This window comes from Entomospira culicis, from assembly GCF_028748145.1.
In the GTDB taxonomy this organism is placed as follows: domain Bacteria; phylum Spirochaetota; class Spirochaetia; order WRBN01; family WRBN01; genus Entomospira; species Entomospira culicis.
On sequence record NZ_CP118181.1, the window covers coordinates 642,376 to 661,890 of the forward strand.

17 protein-coding genes are annotated in these 19,515 nt (G+C 46.3%); 9 read left to right on the plus strand and 8 right to left on the minus strand.

Features of this window, described 5'->3' with window-relative positions; all coding sequences use genetic code 11:
- Positions 1 to 6 precede the first annotated feature (6 nt).
- Genes PVA46_RS03035 through PVA46_RS03050 form a run of 4 tightly spaced genes read right to left on the minus strand, consistent with a single transcriptional unit; the run spans position 7 to position 6,144 of the window.
- On the minus strand, positions 7 to 300 hold the full coding sequence (locus tag PVA46_RS03035) for a PG0541 family transporter-associated protein (protein WP_167695286.1): 294 nt from the start codon (positions 298 to 300) through the stop codon (positions 7 to 9).
- Positions 293 to 3,592, minus strand: a complete 3,300-nt coding sequence (locus tag PVA46_RS03040; RefSeq protein ID WP_167695287.1) for an efflux RND transporter permease subunit — start codon at positions 3,590 to 3,592, stop codon at positions 293 to 295. Before PVA46_RS03040 ends, PVA46_RS03035 begins: the two co-directional genes overlap by 8 nt.
- A 15-nt stretch (positions 3,593 to 3,607) precedes the next feature.
- A complete protein-coding gene (locus tag PVA46_RS03045) occupies positions 3,608 to 4,738 on the minus strand; it encodes an efflux RND transporter periplasmic adaptor subunit (RefSeq protein ID WP_167695288.1) in 1,131 nt (376 codons plus the stop codon).
- 26 nt (positions 4,739 to 4,764) lie between these two features.
- Positions 4,765 to 6,144 (minus strand): TolC family protein, encoded by a 1,380-nt coding sequence (locus tag PVA46_RS03050; protein ID WP_167695289.1) that lies wholly within the window; start codon positions 6,142 to 6,144, stop codon positions 4,765 to 4,767.
- A gap of 329 nt (positions 6,145 to 6,473) precedes the next feature.
- On the opposite strand from PVA46_RS03050, the gene PVA46_RS03055 reads away from it, so the two are divergent.
- From PVA46_RS03055 to PVA46_RS03090, 8 genes are all read left to right on the plus strand, one after another.
- On the plus strand, positions 6,474 to 7,589 hold the full coding sequence (locus PVA46_RS03055; RefSeq protein WP_167695290.1) for a BMP family lipoprotein: 1,116 nt from the start codon (positions 6,474 to 6,476) through the stop codon (positions 7,587 to 7,589).
- Positions 7,590 to 7,751: 162 nt separating this feature from the next.
- Positions 7,752 to 8,318: a GerMN domain-containing protein gene (locus PVA46_RS03060; RefSeq protein ID WP_274360323.1), complete on the plus strand. Its 567-nt coding sequence runs from the start codon at positions 7,752 to 7,754 to the stop codon at positions 8,316 to 8,318.
- A 125-nt stretch (positions 8,319 to 8,443) separates the two neighbouring features.
- Positions 8,444 to 8,764 carry a thioredoxin gene (gene trxA, locus PVA46_RS03065; protein WP_167695292.1) on the plus strand — a complete coding sequence of 107 codons (321 nt, stop codon included), beginning with the start codon at positions 8,444 to 8,446 and terminating at the stop codon, positions 8,762 to 8,764.
- A 127-nt stretch (positions 8,765 to 8,891) separates the two neighbouring features.
- Complete coding sequence (locus PVA46_RS03070; protein ID WP_167695293.1) at positions 8,892 to 9,404, plus strand: hypothetical protein; 513 nt, start codon at positions 8,892 to 8,894, stop codon at positions 9,402 to 9,404.
- Positions 9,405 to 9,414: 10 nt separating this feature from the next.
- Positions 9,415 to 10,203, plus strand: coding sequence for an RNA polymerase sigma factor WhiG (gene whiG, locus PVA46_RS03075; protein ID WP_167695294.1), 789 nt, complete (start codon positions 9,415 to 9,417; stop codon positions 10,201 to 10,203).
- Between the two features lie 21 nt (positions 10,204 to 10,224).
- The gene (locus tag PVA46_RS03080) at positions 10,225 to 12,249 is read left to right on the plus strand and encodes a FapA family protein (protein WP_167695295.1); all 2,025 of its coding nucleotides are present in this window, start codon (positions 10,225 to 10,227) and stop codon (positions 12,247 to 12,249) included.
- Positions 12,250 to 12,274: 25 nt separating this feature from the next.
- Entirely contained in the window at positions 12,275 to 12,592 is a 318-nt protein-coding gene (locus PVA46_RS03085; RefSeq protein WP_167695296.1) for a hypothetical protein, read from the plus strand.
- Between the two features lie 87 nt (positions 12,593 to 12,679).
- A complete protein-coding gene (locus PVA46_RS03090; protein ID WP_274360324.1) occupies positions 12,680 to 13,240 on the plus strand; it encodes a hypothetical protein in 561 nt (186 codons plus the stop codon).
- Positions 13,241 to 13,253: 13 nt separating this feature from the next.
- Here PVA46_RS03090 and PVA46_RS03095 read toward each other — a convergent pair whose 3' ends face one another.
- The 3 genes from PVA46_RS03095 to polA form a co-directional block, all read right to left on the minus strand.
- Positions 13,254 to 13,436: a hypothetical protein gene (locus tag PVA46_RS03095; protein ID WP_167695298.1), complete on the minus strand. Its 183-nt coding sequence runs from the start codon at positions 13,434 to 13,436 to the stop codon at positions 13,254 to 13,256.
- A 61-nt stretch (positions 13,437 to 13,497) separates the two neighbouring features.
- Positions 13,498 to 14,781, minus strand: coding sequence for a glucose-1-phosphate adenylyltransferase (locus PVA46_RS03100; protein ID WP_167695299.1), 1,284 nt, complete (start codon positions 14,779 to 14,781; stop codon positions 13,498 to 13,500).
- Between the two features lie 98 nt (positions 14,782 to 14,879).
- Complete coding sequence (gene polA, locus PVA46_RS03105) at positions 14,880 to 17,609, minus strand: DNA polymerase I (RefSeq protein WP_167695300.1); 2,730 nt, start codon at positions 17,607 to 17,609, stop codon at positions 14,880 to 14,882.
- 309 nt (positions 17,610 to 17,918) lie between these two features.
- Here polA and PVA46_RS03110 point away from each other — a divergent pair, with 309 nt between their 5' ends.
- A complete protein-coding gene (locus tag PVA46_RS03110) occupies positions 17,919 to 18,779 on the plus strand; it encodes a flagellin N-terminal helical domain-containing protein (protein WP_167695301.1) in 861 nt (286 codons plus the stop codon).
- A gap of 68 nt (positions 18,780 to 18,847) precedes the next feature.
- On the opposite strand, the gene PVA46_RS03115 is transcribed toward PVA46_RS03110, so the two are convergent.
- A complete protein-coding gene (locus PVA46_RS03115) occupies positions 18,848 to 19,462 on the minus strand; it encodes a hypothetical protein (RefSeq protein ID WP_167695302.1) in 615 nt (204 codons plus the stop codon).
- Positions 19,463 to 19,515 lie beyond the last annotated feature (53 nt).

Here is a 19,515-nt window from a genome sequence, read left to right on the forward strand (position 1 = left end):
AATGTGTTAGCCTTGACTTTTGAGGGCAAACATTTTGATGCCCTCGTGCGGGAAGCGCTCTTTAATTAAATCGATACTGGTACGCAGATCTTTTAATGTCTTTTCATCGCCATAAATGATAAAGATTCCATTGGTCTCGGGCCAGATACCATCGCCTTGCTTTGGCTCTTGTCGCCCCTGCCCGTAGGCGAGGGGGATTTCAGTAAAATATTGACACTCAATGGTTTGAAACTCCTGCAGAAGTTCATCACGTAGCGACTGATTGATGATGATCTCAATACGATAGAAGGGTTTACTCATGATTTGCCTCTTTATTCATTTGTTGGCGACGCTCTAAAAGAATCGCATGTTCGCGTTGCTGTTGTGCTACTCTCTTGCGCTCGCCTTTTTGGTTGAACATGTAATAGAGTACTGGTACTAGGAATAGTGTCATAATGGAAGAGGAGATCATTCCTCCTACTACTGTTACACCAATAGGTTGCGTCATGGAGGTACCATCTCCGGTGGCAGTGGCTAGGGGAATCATACCCAAAATCGTGGTGAGAGTGGTCATGAGAATGGGGCGTAAACGCAGACGACCAGTCTCGATAACTGCTTCACGGAGGTTGGTGCCCCTCTTGCGTAGCAGGTTGATATAGTCGACGAGAATAATACCGGTGTTGACGATGATACCGATCAGCATGATCATTCCAATAACGCTAAAGCTACTGAAGGGTTGCCCCGAAATCGCGTAGATAAGGATAGGACCAATGGGCATGGTAACGATACTCAAGATGATAATGAACGGATCTTTTAGACTCTCAAATTGCGATGCCATGATCCCATAAACAAGGATAATCGAGATAGCGATAACGGCAAGGAAGATCGGAATGAGATCGATGAAATCTTGGTTGTCGCCAGCCTCTTTGATGGTTACTCCGTCAACGGGGATAAAGTCGCGATTGATGGCACGCCATGCAGCTTCGGAGACAATGCTTGGTGCAAAGGGTTTGCCGTCGGGGCGTAATCCCGCATTTGCGCTTACCGTGGCTTGACGTGTCTGGTTTTCGCGTCGGATACTCATCGGACTAATGCCTTCCTCAATCTCCACGAGGTTGGCAATCGGAATGCGTGTCCCTGTAACTTGACTATTAACATAGATACGATCAAGGTCTCGAATCGACATACGATCTTCCGGGCGCAGTACCAAAAAGAGATCAATCTCCTCACCATCAGCGCGATAAATGCTTACAGTAGAACCATTGATATTACTACGAATCTCCGAACCAATGCTCGCCATCGGTACACCAAAGGCTCCAGCTTTATCACGATTAGGGATAATAATTGTCTCGGGAATGCCTGCAGAGAGGTTACTGGTAGGCTCTTTGACCTCGGGCACTGTGCGTAAAATTTCTACAATCGTGTTAGCAACTTCCTCTAGTTTACGCTGATCGTTACCCGAAATGTTGATGGTTAATGCCGAGCCACCACCAGATCCTGGAGGACCTCCGGCACTAAAGCCAAACTCAACTCCAGGGTACTCGCTAAAAATACCACGCGCGATATCCTGCATTTGGTTGATGCTTAAAGGGCGATTTTTAAAGTCGTCATCCAAGATGATATCGAGTGAACCCTCATTAAGTGAGCCACCAAAGCCCATATTGCTACCACCAGCGGAGAGAATGTAAAAACTAGCTGCTTTCCCTACATTCTTTTCGGCAATCACTTCTTGATAGCGACGACTAAATGACTGTCCTGTCTCAATAGTTGCTTCGATGGTACTATCGACCGGCAGAGTAAAGTTGATAGTAAAGGTCTGGCTATCCATGGCAGGCATCTGCTCGGTACCGATAAGGGGAGACATCAACAAGACAATCGATGCCGCCAGTGTCCCAAAGGAGATAAAAATAACCGACCACCGATGGTTTAACGACCACTCAATACCACGTGCATACTTAGCGTCTAACCAGCTTAGTATGCGCTCCATTCCACGATCAATCACCGCCATAAATCCTTTCAGAGGCTTTTGCTTAGGCGTGTCTATCGCTAAGAAGCTTCCTGCCAATACTGGTACTACCGTAATCGAGAAGACCAACGAGGAGATAAGCGCAATGACGATGGTAAAGGCTAGGTCGCCTAGCAAAACACCCACTAACTGAAGTTCTTTTTGGAAGAGCACCATCGGCAAGAAGACCGCAACTGTTGTGAGGGTACTGGCGGTAATGGCTAAGGCCATTTCACTGGTACCAAGGTGGGCAGCAGTGGTCGATTTAACCCCTTTTTCGCGATAGCGGTAGATATTTTCAATAATAACAATCGCAGAATCAACCACCATACCAACACCCAACGTCAAACCAGTAAGACTGATGATATTTAATGTAAGATCGAAGAAGTACATAAACATCAGCGTCGTAAAGATAGAGAGAGGCATGGTGATGCTAACGATGAGCGCACTTTTAATATTACGCAAAAAGATGAGCAATACGAAAATAATCAGCAGTAATCCCGACAACGCAGAGTTGACTACCTGCGCAATTGAGTTTGACGTAATTTTACTCGTATCATAGATAATCTCGATATCGATACCATCAGGGAGCTGGGCATTAAGTACAGGAATTTGTCGACGCAGTGCTTTGGAGACGTCCACCGCATTGCTACCTGATTGGCGCTGAATATTGAGGTTAAGCGCCTCCACACCGTTTACCTCAGCATGACTATCGGCATCGGCAAAGCCCCAAAAGACATCTGCCACATCCCGCACCCTAATCGGCACCATGCGAGGCGAATTTCCCCCCGCCGATAGATTGGTGCTGGTACTACTCCAGCTACTGCCTTGCGTAGTGGTCGTGGGCGAGTAGGGAACTGGCCGATAGGTGATGACCACATCTTCAATATCCGTAAGGTTTGCAAATTCTCCTGCGGTGCGCAAGAGGAGACGACTATCGCCCATGTTGATATTTCCGGCGCTCACTTGCACATTTTGCGCGGCAATCGAGCGGGAGATATCGCCCATGGTAATATTGTAGGCCTCAAGGCGGTTTTGGGTAACCTCCACGCGTACTTGGCGCTGGCGCCCACCAAACGTATTTACCGAGGCCACGCCATTAATCTGCTCTAAGTAAGGAATGATCTTATCTTCAGCAATCACCTTAAGCTCATCGCTATTCATATCCAATCCCGACAAATTGAGGATCATGACTGGAATCATCGTGTTGAGGTTGAGCCTAAAGATGATCGGGGTATTTGCCCCTTCAGGGAGTGCATTGCGCGCCAGATCGATCTTATCACGAATATCATTGGTGGCAACATCGAGATTTTTGTTCCAGTCAAAGGAGATACTTACCACCGATTGCCCTTCGCTACTGGTGCTACTAAGTTTGGTAATTCCAGAGATGCTCAAAAAGACACTCTCAAGAACTTGGGTGATGCTACTCTCAATCTCTTCGGGGCCTGCCCCAGGATAAGTGGTGATGACAGAGATGGTAGGGAAGTCAAACTCTGGCGTCAGCTCTTGAGGAAGCAAGTTGATCATAAAGATCGATATAATAAAGGTAAGCGAAGCGAGCACCACGACGCTCACGGGCTTATTAATTAGGCTTTTAACCATACTCATAATAATTTATCCTCTTTAATTCTCTAGTGCATCCACAATATTAACAGGTAAGGCATTGCTTAGGTCGCTTTGTCCAGAGACAATGACAATATCACCGGCCTCTAAGCCTTGGGTAACCACCACTTGCCCATCGATGCTAAAACCAAGCTCCACCTCGATAAGCGTTGCCCAACCAGAGATAGGGGCAGAGTCCTTCACGGTAACGACCATATTTTGGCGTTTTTTCTCTTCTCTGGACTCCTTCCACTTTGCCAAAAATCCTTTTTTAGGAGCAACCTCTTCTTCGGCTTGCTTGCGTTGTTCCACATTGATACCGCGTTGTTTTGCTACTGCTTCGCTGTCGCTAACAACAAAGAGATAATAGCGACCACCACGGGTGATAACCGCACGCTGGGCAATCACCAAGACATCTTGGTAGCGATCAGACTCAATGAGGAGCTCGACGAACATGCCCGATTTCATTTGGGGAGGAAGATCACTGACTTGAATACGGGTGAGTGTAGTTCGGCTATTCACGTCGATAGCTGGAGCAATCTCGCTGATTTTGCCATAGCTTACAACATCAGGGAAGGCCGGCATATGGATAGTAACATTGGCACCAAGGGCGGTGCGTCCTAGTAGGCGCTCGGGGATGAAGCCCTCGATCTGTAAGGAGTTAAGGTTTCCCACCTGCGCGAGTACCGAAGAGGATGCCACACGCGTGCCGATATCAAGAGGTAAGGCAATAATTGTACCGGCGATGGGGCTACGGATTGGGTTAGGCGCATAGGTCATACCGGGTTGACTCGGATCGATATAGCCGATGACTTGGTTTCGACTCACTTTGTCGCCTACTTTTACACTGTAAGACATCAGGCGACCAACTTGGACATCGGGAAAGACATTGATAAGATTGGTCGCGATGACATCGCCATTAATCTTGAAGTAGTCGACAATTTCTTGTGCTTGCATCTCTTGCGTAGCTACGGAGTAGACTTTTCGCTCGATAATAATTTCATTGGATTTATTCTTATTCATTAACATGTAGAGGGCAATGCCCACAATTGCTACGACAATAATACTAAGAATAATTATGAGAGCCATCGGCGATCGACTGCTGGATCGGCGAAAGGTTTTCACCTCATTGACGTTGGTGTTATGCATCATGTTATTTTAAAACTCCTTCTCTTACCTTAAAATGTATTGGGGATATTTGACGTGCCACGAGCGAAATTCATCAGCGTTGATGGGTTTTGTCCAGTGGTTACGCTTAGCTCTTGGAGGGCGCGGAAGTAATCAAATTTCGCTACAGCAAGATTAAGCCGTGCTTGGTTTCTACTAATAAGCGCTTGATCAAGTTCGATTTGATTTCGTACACCGAGGTTATATCCTTGCGTTGTCAGCTCTAGGGCGCGTTCGCTAACATTAGCGGCATTTTGTAAGATGAGCAGACGCTCTACGATATTGTTAATCTGTTGTGTTTGATTGATAATCTCGCGCTCGTTGGTGATAATATCTTCATCGTTTTTGAGTGCCTGATAATAGAAGCCTTCGCGTTGCTTCCAGAGACTCTGTCCGGTTTTACTCCAAGGGAGCATGGCATCGAGATTCATACTAAAGCCTAAGGTGAGGGAGAAGCTGTTACGGGGCATGAGGCTCGTGCTTACCAGACCGGCATGGGATAGGGGGGAGGTGTTATATTGGGCGGCGTAGTCTAAGCGAACGAACGGCGTAAAGGTTTGGGCGGCATGGCTATACCACAATCCCCACTCATTGGCAAGCTGTTGTTTGAGCGCTTGCTGGATGGCTAGGTTCGCCCCCGAAAAGGCCGCTAGCGTACGGTCGATGTCGAATTTATTTGGCTCTAAGTCGACACTGCCTAGGAGGACGACGTCTTGGTCGAAGGCGATGCCTAGCATCTGTTTGAAGCTTAGCTCAGCCTCTTGGTAGTCGATAAGGGCTTGCTCGTACTGGTTGAGCTGATTTTGGTAGCTAACCTCGGCATTGAGAAGGTCTAGTTGTTGCACCATGCCATTATTATATAGACGAGAACTCTGTTGGTAGGCCTCTTGGGCAACGCGTACGCTATCGGCAAGGAGGTTGAGGCGCTCTTGGCTAAGCAGGAGGGAGTAGAAGGTGATGAGACCACTGGAGATGATCTGTTGTTTGGCGTGTTCAAAGCTAAGTTCGCCGGCTTCGTACTCGTATTGAGTTTTGAGCATGCCCATCCAGACCCAGCTAGTGAGGTTGAGCTGTGCGCCAAAGGTTACTTGGTTAACCCAGCCACCGGTGGGGTTACTATGAGCAAGGAGCGCCTGATTGTAGCCGTAGACGCGGTTGGAGCTTACTCCTGCACTAATTTGGGGAAGGAATTCGTTCCACATGTGATCGCGGGCACGTTTGGCTTGATCGAACTGAATTTGGATTCCTTTAACATTGATATTGTTGGAGATGATAAGCGTTTCAACACGTGCTTCATCTAGAAAGATAGCCTCAGAAGACTGCGCGAAGAGCGAGGCAGGTAGGCAGAAGAGGCTAAGCAGACCTAGTTTTAACCGTAAAGATGTTTTCATTCTTCTCATTTGTCCTTTCTTTTTTCATTTTCTTTTCACATTTAACACTAGTATACCAAAAGCTTGAAAAAATTTATAGAGCATCGTTGGGCTTTTGGTGAGATATTATGCATTTTGTCATAATGAGTATCATTGTAATAGAAATTCTCAAAATAAACAACTAACAAAAAGAGCGTATCTGTAAAATAATTAACAAAAAAGCATAAGTGTATCAAGCACTTTGGATAAAACGCTTTTGACGTATTCTGCCTTGACAAGGGAAAAGATTGGATATATAATGATAAATATAGGTGTTTTTTTATTTTTAGGCAAGAGAGAAGGAGTGAAACATGAAAGGTTATGTACGTTTGTTGGCCGTTTCCTTGGCGTCGCTGGCGCTGTTTAGCTGTGGCGGATCGGGGAATAATCAATCGTCTGGTGGTGGACGTGGCATGGCAATGAAGGATGTTATCTTGGTGGACGAGGGATCGGGCATTGATGATAAATCGTTTAATGCGGCTACTTGGCGTGGGATTACGGCACACTTTGGCGATACGCCAGAAAATGCAAGTCAGCGCGGTGTTCGCTACGAGGAGCTCTATTCAAGCTCTCAAGATAAAATCTGGGAGAATCTCAACATTGCTACGGATGAGGGTGCACGCCTAATTATTGGTACGGGTTTTACCTTTGAGGAGCCTATCCAGCGCGTTGCTAAGGCTAATCCTGATCAGCACTATCTCCTTATTGATGGTAGCAATGGCGATATCGATAATCTACGTGGTGTGCTTTTTAAGGAGCACGAAGGTGCCTTTTTGGTAGGTGTTGCGGTTGCGCTTCAGGCACAGGCAGATGGCATTGCGGATCCTAAATTTGGCTTTGTCGGCGGTATGCAGAGTGATGTTATCTCTCGCTTTGAGTTAGGCTATATTCAAGGTATTTTGAGCGTCTTGCCCGATGCTCTAATTGAAGATTTTTATGCCGATAGCTGGGGTGCTCCGGAAGTGGGGAAAACCAAGGCCAAGGATTGGTTTAATAAGGGCTTTTATGCAATTTTGAGCGCTGCGGGTGGTACGGGTAGCGGTGTCATCGCCGAGGCAAAAGAGCAACGCATGTTAGGTAAGAATGTCTGGGCGTTGGGGGTTGATTCTGATCAATATGAAGATGGTCTGTATAGCGAGGGTGAGAGCGCTGTCTTAACAAGCATGCTCAAGCTTGTGGAGAAGGCGGTAAGCGACGCCCTTATCGATGTAGATAGCAACCAATTTACTGGTGGCACGGTTTACTACGGTCTTGCCGAAGGTGGCGTTGGCTTTTCTACGCGTAATAGTCGCCTGAATGAGGAAGTGATTGCACAAGTGCGTGCGTTGGCGGATAAAATTGTACGTGGAGAGATCGTGGTGTATGGCACGTATGCCGAGGCAAAAGCCAACAACCTATTACCTAATAATCCACTTATTCTTAGCTAAAGTACTTCTTTTTTAGTGATGTTCGAAAAAGAGTGGAGTGAAATTCACTCTTTTTCGGTCTCAATGGAGCAAATTTTATACCACGCGCGCGCTTTTTTGCGTATCTTATGTGCAGAGGGGGTGGGTGTTTGAGGTGAAGAAAGAGTGTCGCATAAAACAAACATGAGTCGATGGTATACATTTTTTTTGTCGTTGACTTTGGCGCTGATTGTCTTGGTGGCGATGGGAGGCGTGATTAGCCTAAAGACTCTGGTTTTGGGAAAAAAAGAGCCGGTAAGTCGGGTGCAAGAGCAACAGAGTGCCTATTACTTGGTAACTTTGGTGGAAGAGAAGATTCTCTATATTCCCATCGAACGGCGTATGTCTCATGATATTTTGGGCGCGCAACGGCTTTTGGGTGAGCTTTTGTCGGTCTCTTTCAGTGGAGAAGATCCCTTCTTTAGCTTGATTCCGCCAGAGGTCGAGCTACGTAATTTGTGGGTTGAGGGCGAGGTGTTGTATGTAGATTTTTCTGAAGATTTGCAATTTAACCCTTATGGGAGCGAAGGCTATGCAGGGGCATTACATCAAATTTTACGTACGCTTGCCACCGTTTCTCCGGTTAGTAGCGTGCAAATATTGATTGAGGGTCAAACACAAGATTTCTTGCATGAGGGAGTATTTATTGGGGAGCCGATACTTTTGCAAGAGTACCAAGAGGAGTGGAGCAGTGTGCTGGAGAATCGTTAGCGTGTGGGGTTGCTTTAGCCTCTATTGCGGTCGATATAGGCAAAAAGTGGCTGGATAACCTGTAGACAGATTTGCGAAAATACATTATGGTATTAACATATATTTTAATTTAAGGAGAATATTGTATGGTCAAGCATTTAACAAAGGAGACCTTTCAGGCAGCAATTGATGAGGATAAGTTGACGATGGTCGACTTCTGGGCGGAGTGGTGTGGCCCTTGTCGCATGTTGGGGCCAGTGCTCGATGACATCGCCAAAACAATGTCGGACAAAGTTTCTGTCTGTAAGGTAAATACAGATCTTGAACAAGAGCTTGCAATGCGCTATAATATCAGTAGCATCCCCTGTGTTATCTACTTTAGAAAGGGAGAGGCATTGCGTGCGTCTTTAGGCTTTAAGCCCAAAGAGAATTTTGTCAAAGAGATTGATGAGCTTCTAGGCAAGTAGTGTATGATAGCGACTTAGACTTATCATGGCTAAGTCGCCCTTTCAAGAAAAAAGATAGATCTACTCCAAACATAAAATGTGCAGCTAGTAATCTGTGGAGGTGTGGGATGGAAAGGAGTTGAAAAAAGTGAAACGAATCGTAACATCTGCAATCATTGCATTTCTCATTGCATTGGTGATAAATATTATTCTCGGGGTCGTACGTAGCTCCTTTAAGATCGGACTCATTCTCACCAACTCTATAGCAACCTTTGTGATTGTTCTTTTCCTTCTCTGGATCATTAAGGGTGCGGTTGAACGCTTTTTGCCCGAGTTAAATGAGCCTTTAGCCGAGAAAAATGGGGAAGAAGAGGGAGATTCTTCAAGCCCAGAGCATGGAGAATCTGGGGATGATTTCTCTCGTACAGATATGCATAATTCCGAAAGCGTCTCTACGGGACAGCGGGTTAATGTGGTGCTTGATGATGCGATTGAAAACCCTTACTATAGCAGATCATCTTCGGATTCCTTCTCTGTGGAGGGCGGGGAGCAAGAGACTCTTGCGCGCTCTAAAGATCTCTCTGCAGAATCCTTTGCTCATGAGTCCCCAGAAGTCTTAGCGCAAGCGGTGCGCACGGCACTTGGTCGCGATGATAGCTAGAGAGGGTAAGATGAGGGATATTGTCATTACCGAAGAGAGCGAAGACAGCTACTGGCAGGAGTATAAAAAGAGCAAGGATCCCAAAATTCGCGAGGCATTCATCAATCAGTATGCACCGTTGGTCAAATTTGTGGCGGGCAAGGTGATGGCGAATATGCCGGGATCGGTTGAGTTTGATGACTTGGTGAGCTTTGGTGTCTTTGGTCTAATGGATGCTGTGGATAAATTTGATCCATCTAAAGATGTGCAATTTAAGACCTATGCGGTTACGCGCATTCGCGGTGCAATTTATGATGAGTTGCGCAAAGATGATTGGGTGCCACGTAGTGTGCGTCAGAAGAGTCGAGAGCTGGATGAGGGGACGCAACATCTTGAGGCTAAACTTGGGCGCACCGCCACGCATGAGGAGATTGCGGAACATTTTGGTCTTTCTCTGCCTGAATACAACGCATTAGCACTTAAAGTATCGGGATCTGCAATGCTTTCGCTCAATGAAACCTCTAAGCGTGTCGATGAATCTGATAAGACCTCTTTGTTGGAGTCGATTGAATCGCCCTCTAGTCTACAGCCTGATATCATCATTGAAAAGGGTGAGGTGCGTCGCTTAATAGTTGATGCAATTCACGAGCTTCCGGATAAAGAGAAGATGGTCTTGGTTCTCTACTATTACGAGGATCTCACGCTCAAGGAGATTGGGCAAGTCTTGGAGGTCACTGAGTCGCGTGTTTCACAGCTCCACACCAAGGCGATTATGCGCTTACGTACTAAGTTATCGCATATAAGAAAAGGAATTTTGTAGGCAAAGGCAGGATAGATAGCGATGAAGAATTTGGATGAATTTCGGAGAATCATGAAGCACGCGTGGCAAGAGGAAAAGGCCAATCGATCGATTGTCTTGGTGGGTAAAAGCCTTGAGGAAATTCTTGCGCAAGCCTCCATCGAACTCTCGTTACCTTTGCATAAATTAGATTATGAAGTGCAAATCCGTGGAAGTAAAGGCTTTTTATTTGGGACATTTGGTAAACGCAGTTGGCGAGTCATGGTCTACCCCGCACGAAAACATATGGTTACTAAGCAAGGAGTTATGCAAAAGGCAGGCTTGGATGATCACCATGCTCTTGATTTAGCGCAGGAAGAACAACGAGATGGTCTCTTTGGCTTTTTACTCAACAAAAATGGCGAGGTGATGCTCAAGGTGGTTGCTTCGGTTGGTGATGGTAAAGATGTCGAGGTGGATGATATTCTTAAAAAAGCCTCACAAATGCGATCTATTCCACATTTAGATGAGGCGGCAGTTCGGCGCACAGTAATGGAGAGTAGTGGCGTTTGGGTAAAAGTGGCAGAGTACGCGCACAACGCTTCGGCTGATAGTAGCTTTACGGTGCTGATGTCTGATGATGAGATGAAGGCGACGATTACACTTTCTACTCCGGGGGTGGGTGGCGCAACGGTTACCTACGAAGAGATGAAGAATGCGCTACATCAAGCGGGTGTTTTTGCTGGTATTCAAGAGGATGCGCTCAATGAGTTGGAAATGAACCCAGTGTATCGCACTGCCATGGTCGTGGCGATGGGAGTACCTGCGCGTGCAGGTGAGGATACCCGTATTCAATGTTTACATGAGACGGATTTATCTGAAAAGAGTATTCAGGTAGATTCTAAGGGATCGATAGATTTTAAGCGAATGACAAGTATCCATAGTGTCGCTGCTGGAGACGTTGTGGCACGTGTGTTGCAACCTACCGATGGTATTCCTGGTATGACTGTACGCGGAAGCATGATTGCTGCGAAAAATGGGGAGAAAAAAGCGATCAATTTAGGCGCAAATGTGCGTATCTCTGATGATGAGACGGAGGTTATCGCCACAAATAATGGTCAGTTAATCATCAAGGAGGATATTGTTAGTGTCGAGAATATCTATACGGTGGAAGGTGATTTGAAGAGCCATATCGACTTTCTTGGTACGGTTGTTATCAATGGTAATATTGAGGATGGTTATGAGGTCAAAGCCAAGGGTGATATCACCGTAACTGGATCGGTGGGTCGTAGTCAGCTTACTGCCGAGGGAAATATTATTGTGGGCAATGGAATTAACGGGAATAAATATGGTGATGGTGCCTCAGGCGATGCGGTGAGTTTTGTCAAGGCAGGTAAGAGTCTGTGGGCGAGCTTTATTCAAAACTGTTATGTAGAAGCCAATCAAATGGTAGTTGTATCTGATGGTATATTAAATTCTAATGTTTTGTCGCTTGGGAAGGTTCTTTGTAAGGGTAAGCGTGCTGCCATTGTTGGTGGCCGAGTGCGTGCTTTGGACGAAATTAATGCGGTGGTCTTTGGCTCTAATTCTGGCACAACGACGGTTTTAGAGGTGGGTGTAAATCCTAAGCTAAAAGACAATCTTTCTGACTTAGAAACAAGGAACGAGAAGCATCATGACGCGCTTGTTGATTTACGTCGGATTATTGATAACTGGAGTGAGGCAAGTCGCACACGCCCCTTGCCACCAGAAAAGAAGAGTAAATTTGACGAAATGATAGCCCAAGCCGACGAGATTAATCGCGAAATTCAAGAGAACAAAGAGCAAATGAAGGCAATCAAAGAGCAATTGAATGCGCGACATGATGATGCAAAAATTGCTGCTAGCTTAAAAATTCATGGTGGAGTAGAAATTATCATCGGTGATTATGAGTATCAAGTAACCTCTGAATACAATAAAGGGCAGACGTTCTATTTAGAACAAGATCAGATTAAGATTAAAGGCTATGAGGCAATTACCGATGATATTACCCCCGATGTAGAGGAGAAAAAGAAGAGGTACTCAAAGAATAAAGTATCTTTATCCTAAAACAGTATGTCTCAAGGAGGAGCGTATGGGAGTGTCAGGGATTGAGCAGATGGCTTACTTAGCCCGTCAGGCAGATATCGGTAAAGAGCAGGCGATTGACAAAGAGCAAAAGCGTGCATTGCGCAAAAAAATGGAAGAAAGTGAGCAGTTGCGCCATGTGGAGAAGAGTCAAGCGGTGCCCAGCATGAGCGAAAATGATAAAATTGAGGCGCTAGGGCGAGACGACTCTTCGGATGAGCAACGGCGAGCAAGTCAGAAAGGTTCTGATGACGAGGTGATTGCTAAGAAAAGTCATTATTATCATGATCCAAGCTTGGGCGGGCATATTGATATTTCCAGTTAAGTTTGAGGTAGTGTCATGCTAGTGGTTGGGTTTTTGATAGTTTTCACCCTCAATGCTGTTTTTTCTTGGTGGATCATTACGGTTAAAATGAATCAAGTTAAGCGCGATCGCACTTATATGCAGGATATTCGCAGTGAAATGCAGGAATTTATGGCGGCATTAGAAGAGAATGTCGCCGGTTATGTGGCATTGATGGAGAAGATGCGTAAGGATGCTGATAATGTCATGGATTCGGTGAACCGTAAGTTGCGTTTGCTGGAGAAAGAGAGCCAAAAGTTGGAGCAATCACGGCAGACCTACAATGATCTATCTCGACGTAAATCGTTGGTGACTTCAGTGGTTGATATCCAAAAATCTGGTGCAACTCCTAAGCGAGAGACTGAGCACGAGAGTAGTTATGATCAAAAGATCTCTATTGGTATGAAGAATTTATCAGAACATTTACGTGAATCTACCCAATCGATGCAACAAGGCAGCAGTAAAGCGGTGGTGGATAAACATCCACCAAAAGCAGGTAAGGGTAGTGCCGAGCGTGTGGCAAGTTTATGGCGGGAGGGTAAAGAGGCCAAAGAGATTGCAGAAAAACTCAACCTCTCGCTGGGAGAGGTTGAGCTTGCCCTAGAACTGATGGGTTCTAGGCGTTCATAATGGACGCGCAAGCTTAGCTAGCCTTTTTATTCTTGATAGCTTTGCTACACTCTTTGCAAACATTCATCTTCTGATCGTCGGCTTGGACTACTTCATAAATAGTCTTGATGCCGGTACGCTTACATGCGGGGCATGTGCCTCTACCTCTGTTCGCGTACTCGCCAATCAAACCTTTTCCTCGGTGTGCTTTAGACATCTGAACCTCTTCTTTCTAAATTTACTCTAATTCTAGCCAATTTAAGGGATAAAGTCAATAACTAGATGAGCGTATTATCGGCAATAACGGCATTTTTACGAATAATGATAATGTTATCACGAATGATATAGGCATTGTAGTCGCCATCCTTGAGGGAGTTGGGCGAGAGACCGATTTTACAGTTATTGCCAATACGTGCATTTTTGTCGATAATACAGCGATGAATCTGGGTGTTCGAGCCGATTCCAACATTGGGGATACCATTTTTTTGATTGGCGCTCTTTTGTTCTTCGGTTTCGTAAAAATCGGCACCCATCATCAGTACGCCAGAGAGATGCACATGATCGGCGATCATGGAGCGCACGCCAATCACAGATTGTTCGATGTGGCTTTGCGAAATAATCGAGCCCTCACAAATAAGCGTATTTATGATTTCGCTGTTATTAAATTTCGTGGGACCAAGGTTGAGCATTCGAGTGTAAAGGGGATTGAGTGAGTCGTACATATTGAAGGACGGGAGGTTGGAGGCGAGATTGATGTTTGCCTCATAGAAGGATTTAATGGTGCCGATGTCTTCCCAGTATCCACGGTAAAGATAGGCGTTGACTTTTAGATTTTTGATGGCATGCGGGATAACTTCTTTACCGAAGTCGAGCATTTCGTTATCCAGAGAACTTTCAAGTGTTCCCCGATTAAAGATATACATTCCCATGCTAGCTAAGTAGTTATGTGCTGGATCGATATTGTATTTTTGGCGATACGCCTCGGGGATAGCCATGTCAGAGATATCTTTATCGGCACCGGGCTTTTCTAAAAAGTCGATGATTTGTCCGTGTTCATCAATTTTGAGGATACCTAACTCGTTGGCAGCCTCGCGGGTTACGCAGGTGGTGGCAATGGAAACTTCGGCCTGTTGCTCTTGGTGGCGCGCAAGGAAATCTTTGAGATCCATCTGATAGAGTTGATCACCCGATAAAATGATATAGTGACTAGGATTAAAAGGATGATAGTGTGTGATATTTTTACGCACTGCATCGGCTGTACCATTGAACCAACTGGTGCTACTGGGGGTCTGTTCGGCAGCGAGAATTTCGACAAATCCACCACTAAATTGATCAAATTTATAAGCAGAGTTGATGTGTGTATGAAGACTGGCTGAGTTAAATTGTGTCAAGACAAAGATATGATTGAATCCAGCGTTGATACAATTAGAGATGGGGATGTCCACCAATCGATACTTACCGCCGAAGGTAACGGCGGGTTTTGAGCGTTGCTCGGTGAGTGGATAGAGCCGACTGCCTTGCCCACCACCAAGGATAATGGCTAAGGGATTATGCTGTTGCATGTTCAACCTCCTATTAGATTGTAAATTTTACTTATACGTCTCTTATAGTATATCCTTAGTGCGCGAAAAATGCAACTAAATTTCGTTGGAAAAGTCGATTAATGGAATTCTCCCCACTTTTTTCCGCTTTCGAGGTTGATGGTAAGAGGAATTGGCGCAGGCAGACTCTTTCCGGCCTCTTGCATGGCTTGGGTGAGGAGAGTCTTGGCGATATCGAGATGATCGTGATGGACTTCGAGGATGAGTTCGTCGTGGACTTGGAGCAAGAGGTGTGCATTGAGTTGGTACTCTTGGAGGAGGGTATTGACACGCAACATGGCCAGCTTGACGATATCGGCAGCACTACCTTGGATGACGGTATTAAGGGCGATGCGTTCGCTGGCAAGGCGTTCGTTGTGATTTTTACTGTTGATTTGGTGGATGAGGCGACGGCGCTGGAGGACGGTACGCACCTCGCCATGCTCGTTGGCGTAGGCGACACTCTTTTGTACGAACTCTCGGACTTTTGCATAGCGAGCAAAGTAGGAGTCGATAAATTTAGTGGCTAAAGCGCGGGGAATTTTAAGCTCGTTGCTAAGGCGAAAAGCCGACATCCCGTAGATCACCCCAAAGTTGATAGTCTTGCCAATGCGTCGCTGTTCGCTGGAGACCTGCTCTTGTGGGAGTTGAAAGAGGAAGCTTGCTGTCTCTCGATGGAGATCGCGCCCATTGGCAAAGGTCTCGAGCATGATGGGATCTTGGGCAAGGTGAGCAAGCACGACCAGTTCGATTTGACTATAGTCAGCACTGATCAGTTGGTAGCCCTCGCGCGATTGAAACGCTTGGCGGATTTTGCGCCCTTCTTCATTTTTGATGGGGATGTTTTGGAGATTAGGATTAATGCTACTCAAGCGACCGCTGGCGGTTCCACTCTGTAAAAAGCTGGTGTGGATGGCGTTTTCGGGCGTGATCTCTTTGAGTAGTCCTTCGACGTAGGTGGATTTGAGTTTTGCGACTTTGCGGTACTCTAAAACCGCTGGAATGAGGAGATCTTCTGGGTGGAGGCGTTGCAGTTCGCGCAAAATGTGGACATCGGTGGAGCCTTTTTTGAGGTCGGTAAAGCCTAACTCCTCGAAGAGCACTTGAGCGAGCTGTTTTGGTGATTGGACATTAAAAGAATGCCCCACGAGATCGATGATTTGCGCCTCTAGCTCCTTGCTTTGACGTTCAAGTTGCTGACCATAGTCGCGTAAGGCCTGGGCATCCAGCTCGATTCCCCGCCACTCCATCCTCGCAAGAATCGAGACAAGGGGCATCTCGAGATCGAAAAAGAGTCGATCTAACTGCAGGCTTTCCATTTGTGGGCGAAAGAGTTGGTAGAGAGCGAAGGCGAGGCTGGCATCTTCGCAGGCGTACTCGGTGCTTAGCGTGAGGGAGACCTCATCGAAGCGTTGGTTTTTGGCGACAATATCGCTGTAATGGATGGTTTGGTGGTTGAGATAGCGCTTGGCGAGGGTATCGAGGTTGACCGGTGATTGGCTGTCGATGAGCCATGCCGCGATCATGGTGTCGAAGTATGGGGTGAGTATTATGTCTAGTGGAAAAAGAAACTGCATATCGAATTTGAGGTTTTGCCCGATGAACTTGACCCCGCTAGCAAAGAGCTTTTTGAGGTGGGGTAGCGCTTCGTCAAAGGCGAGGGTTGCTTCTCCTTTTGGTGCAGAGAAGGGGATATAATAACCGTGCTTGCCGTCGAGGCTAAAGCTCATCCCCACGATCTGATCTTGGCGCGGGTTGAGGCCAGTTGTCTCGCTGTCGTAGGCAACAATACCTGCTTGTTCGATCTCCTTAAAGAGGTTGATAAGTTCGGGAATGGTGGTGATGAGGGCGTAGGTGAGCGGGAGCTTTTGCGGTTGGCTGTCGGGCTGGGAGTTTAGCTCAAGTTGGTGCTGAAAACGCGAGGCAATGGGTGGGATATCGGATAAAATTTGTTTGATGCCCAGCGCCTCTAACGCTTGATGGAGCCTACTAAAGTGAACTGAGGCGAGGTGGAACGCTTCTATGTTGATGCTGGGTAGGTCGATGTCGCGTTTGAGGTCGACAAGCTCCCAACTCAAGAAGGCCATCTCTTTGGCACGGATCAGCTTATCGCGCGTGCCGGCGGGGGTTACGTGGTTGATTTCGTCATAGATACGCTTAAGCGAGTGGTGCTTCTCTAAGAGCTTGATAGCACCTTTCTCCCCGATACCGGCGACCCCTGGGATATTGTCGCTGGCGTCTCCCAGAATCGCGAGATAGTCGTGGATTTGGTGAGGCGGTACGCCCATTTTGGGCAGAACGTCGGATGCGCTCATGGGTTCGACCCCTGCTTTAAATTCACGCTTGGTCGTGAAACGTAGCATTGTGATTTCCTCATTGAGCAACTGCATTAAATCCTTATCCCCAGAGATAATTACGGTAGCTAATCCGGTTTGATGGCGTTGCCAAGCCAGCGAGGCGATGATGTCATCGGCCTCGTTATCCCCAATGCGTAAGGTGATAAAACCACACTCGGTTAAGATGCGTTCAATGTGATCGCTTTGGCTACGTAGTTCGTCTGGGGGGGCGGGGCGATGGGCTTTATATTCGGGATAGCGCTTGCGTCGGAAGGTCGGTTCGATAGGATCTAGCGCCACGACAAAGTGTTCGATATCAAAATTTTTTATGAGAGAAAAGAGTGAGCGAAAAAAGACCACTATTGCGGTGATATTTTCCTCTTTACTATTGCGCAATGGGGCTTGCTTACCCATGCTGTAGTAGGATTTATAGATGAGCGCGTAGCCGTCGAGAATGTAGAGCGGTTTAGACATCGATAGACCTCTTTTGTTTCGTTTACAATATTAAATGTAAAAAGAAAGAGAACGTCTTCGCAGGAATCGCCTCTTTGCCTCTCATTTATCGGCAAGCGAATGCTCGATTCTACGCCGATTACTGGGGGAATTGTTAAAATTTTCTTCAAAAAAAGAAAAAAAATCGATATCTTGGGCAATTTCTTTTAATGTTTTAGCCAAAGATGACGAAAAATATGTTATAGGTAGACATACTTGGATGGTATCGTCGGTAACAGGGATGTTAGATGGTGATACGATCTGTACAAAGACAAATCATGGAGGAAAAGAATGATTATTAATCACAACATGAGCGCTATGAATGGTGCTCGCAACAACAAACTTGTTGAAGGCGACCTTAAGGGAAACATGGACAAACTCGCTAGCGGTCTTCGCATTACCAAGGCAGGCGATGACGCCTCTGGATTGGCTGTATCTGAAAAGATGAGAGCGCAAATCCGTGGTCTTCGCCAAGCTAGCCGTAACGCTGCTGATGGTGTTTCTATGATCCAAACCACTGAGGGTTACCTTCAAGAGACCACTGATCTTGTCCATCGTATCCGTGAGTTGGCTGTTCAATCTGCCAACGGTACGTATGCCGATGAAGATCGCCAGTACATTCAGGTAGAAATTGCTGCTCTCGTTGATGAGGTAGATCGTGTGGCAAGCCATGCTCAATTTAACGGCATGAACTTGTTGACTGGTCGCTTTGCTGCCGAGAACGGTGGTAACGAAGTTACTGCCAGCATGTGGCTTCATGTTGGTGCGAACATGGATCAACGCATTCGTGTGAACATCGGTACGATGACTGCTTCGGCTCTTGGATTGAAAGAGTTTGGTACTGGTACCATCATCGACGCTCTTACCACCGAGAGTGCTAACAGCGCAATTGGTGTAATGGACAATGCTCTTCAGATGGTAAACAAACAACGTGCTGATTTGGGTGCATACCAAAATCGTCTCGAAATGACCATCAAGGGTCTTGACATTGGTGCTGAGAACCTCCAAGCTAGTGAGTCTCGCATCCGCGATCTTAACATGGCTGAAGAGACTGTGAAGCTCACCACCAACCAAATCCTTTCTCAAACTGCCGTTGCGATGCTCGCTCAAGCGAATTCCAGCAGTCAGAACGTATTACGTCTACTACAGTAGTAGCGTTTACTTTAAGGAAAAAAAGAGTCTGGCAACAGACTCTTTTTTTATACACTTTAAAATGAGATTTACTCTCCCTCAACACTTTCGTCAAGATCTTCTAAGGAGAATTCAGCGCCTTCTAATCCTGGTATCTGCATGCTACCAGACATGTAAATTTGGAAGATAGCCATCTCAATGCTGTTGATATACTCGCCAATTTTCTCTTCGTCAAAGAGAGCGGTTGCGATTTCTTTACTACCTAACAACATGCCCGTAACGTCGCGGTAATGTGTGGTGAAGACTTCTTCTTCATTCTCTTCGGTGTACTCCGGAAGTTCAGTGGTGGTGGTTAAAATGATAGCCGTGTAGAAGCCAAGGGGGGTGTTGATGTCGAGCATGCCGGCATCTTTTAGCGCCTTAATTTGCTCTGGAGTAAAGAGTTCTTTGAGAAGATTGTCGCTGATTTTTGCATTAGGTTTCTTGTAGTCGCTGTAGGTGTTGGGGTATGGGGTGGTGTTTTCGTGGACGGCATCGAAAACGCTCGGTGCAGACTCATAGAAACCTTGCATCTCCATGAGGTGCTCATAAAGGGCATCACGACCCTCTATGGCTTGTGGGTCAACGGTGAGCTTGGGCGATTTATCCGTACAGCTCAAACTAATCAGAGCGATGGCGCTCATTAACATAAACAGACGTTTCATAGAAACCTTCCTTAAAATAAATATATTACTAATGTATATGATATCCAAACTTT

What these genes read in the sequence shown, in the direction of transcription:
- PVA46_RS03035 (WP_167695286.1), bottom strand. Translation starts at nt 300, where the DNA reads ATGAGTAAACCCTTCTATCGTATTGAGATCATCATCAATCAGTCGCTA.
- PVA46_RS03040 (WP_167695287.1), bottom strand. Translation starts at nt 3,592, where the DNA reads ATGAGTATGGTTAAAAGCCTAATTAATAAGCCCGTGAGCGTCGTGGTG.
- PVA46_RS03045 (WP_167695288.1), bottom strand. Translation starts at nt 4,738, where the DNA reads ATGATGCATAACACCAACGTCAATGAGGTGAAAACCTTTCGCCGATCC.
- PVA46_RS03050 (WP_167695289.1), bottom strand. Translation starts at nt 6,144, where the DNA reads ATGAAAACATCTTTACGGTTAAAACTAGGTCTGCTTAGCCTCTTCTGC.
- PVA46_RS03055 (WP_167695290.1), top strand. Translation starts at nt 6,474, where the DNA reads ATGAAAGGTTATGTACGTTTGTTGGCCGTTTCCTTGGCGTCGCTGGCG.
- PVA46_RS03060 (WP_274360323.1), top strand. Translation starts at nt 7,752, where the DNA reads ATGAGTCGATGGTATACATTTTTTTTGTCGTTGACTTTGGCGCTGATT.
- trxA (WP_167695292.1), top strand. Translation starts at nt 8,444, where the DNA reads ATGGTCAAGCATTTAACAAAGGAGACCTTTCAGGCAGCAATTGATGAG.
- whiG (WP_167695294.1), top strand. Translation starts at nt 9,415, where the DNA reads ATGAGGGATATTGTCATTACCGAAGAGAGCGAAGACAGCTACTGGCAG.
- PVA46_RS03080 (WP_167695295.1), top strand. Translation starts at nt 10,225, where the DNA reads ATGAAGAATTTGGATGAATTTCGGAGAATCATGAAGCACGCGTGGCAA.
- PVA46_RS03085 (WP_167695296.1), top strand. Translation starts at nt 12,275, where the DNA reads ATGGGAGTGTCAGGGATTGAGCAGATGGCTTACTTAGCCCGTCAGGCA.
- PVA46_RS03090 (WP_274360324.1), top strand. Translation starts at nt 12,680, where the DNA reads ATGAATCAAGTTAAGCGCGATCGCACTTATATGCAGGATATTCGCAGT.
- PVA46_RS03095 (WP_167695298.1), bottom strand. Translation starts at nt 13,436, where the DNA reads ATGTCTAAAGCACACCGAGGAAAAGGTTTGATTGGCGAGTACGCGAAC.
- PVA46_RS03100 (WP_167695299.1), bottom strand. Translation starts at nt 14,781, where the DNA reads ATGCAACAGCATAATCCCTTAGCCATTATCCTTGGTGGTGGGCAAGGC.
- polA (WP_167695300.1), bottom strand. Translation starts at nt 17,609, where the DNA reads ATGTCTAAACCGCTCTACATTCTCGACGGCTACGCGCTCATCTATAAA.
- PVA46_RS03110 (WP_167695301.1), top strand. Translation starts at nt 17,919, where the DNA reads ATGATTATTAATCACAACATGAGCGCTATGAATGGTGCTCGCAACAAC.
- PVA46_RS03115 (WP_167695302.1), bottom strand. Translation starts at nt 19,462, where the DNA reads ATGAAACGTCTGTTTATGTTAATGAGCGCCATCGCTCTGATTAGTTTG.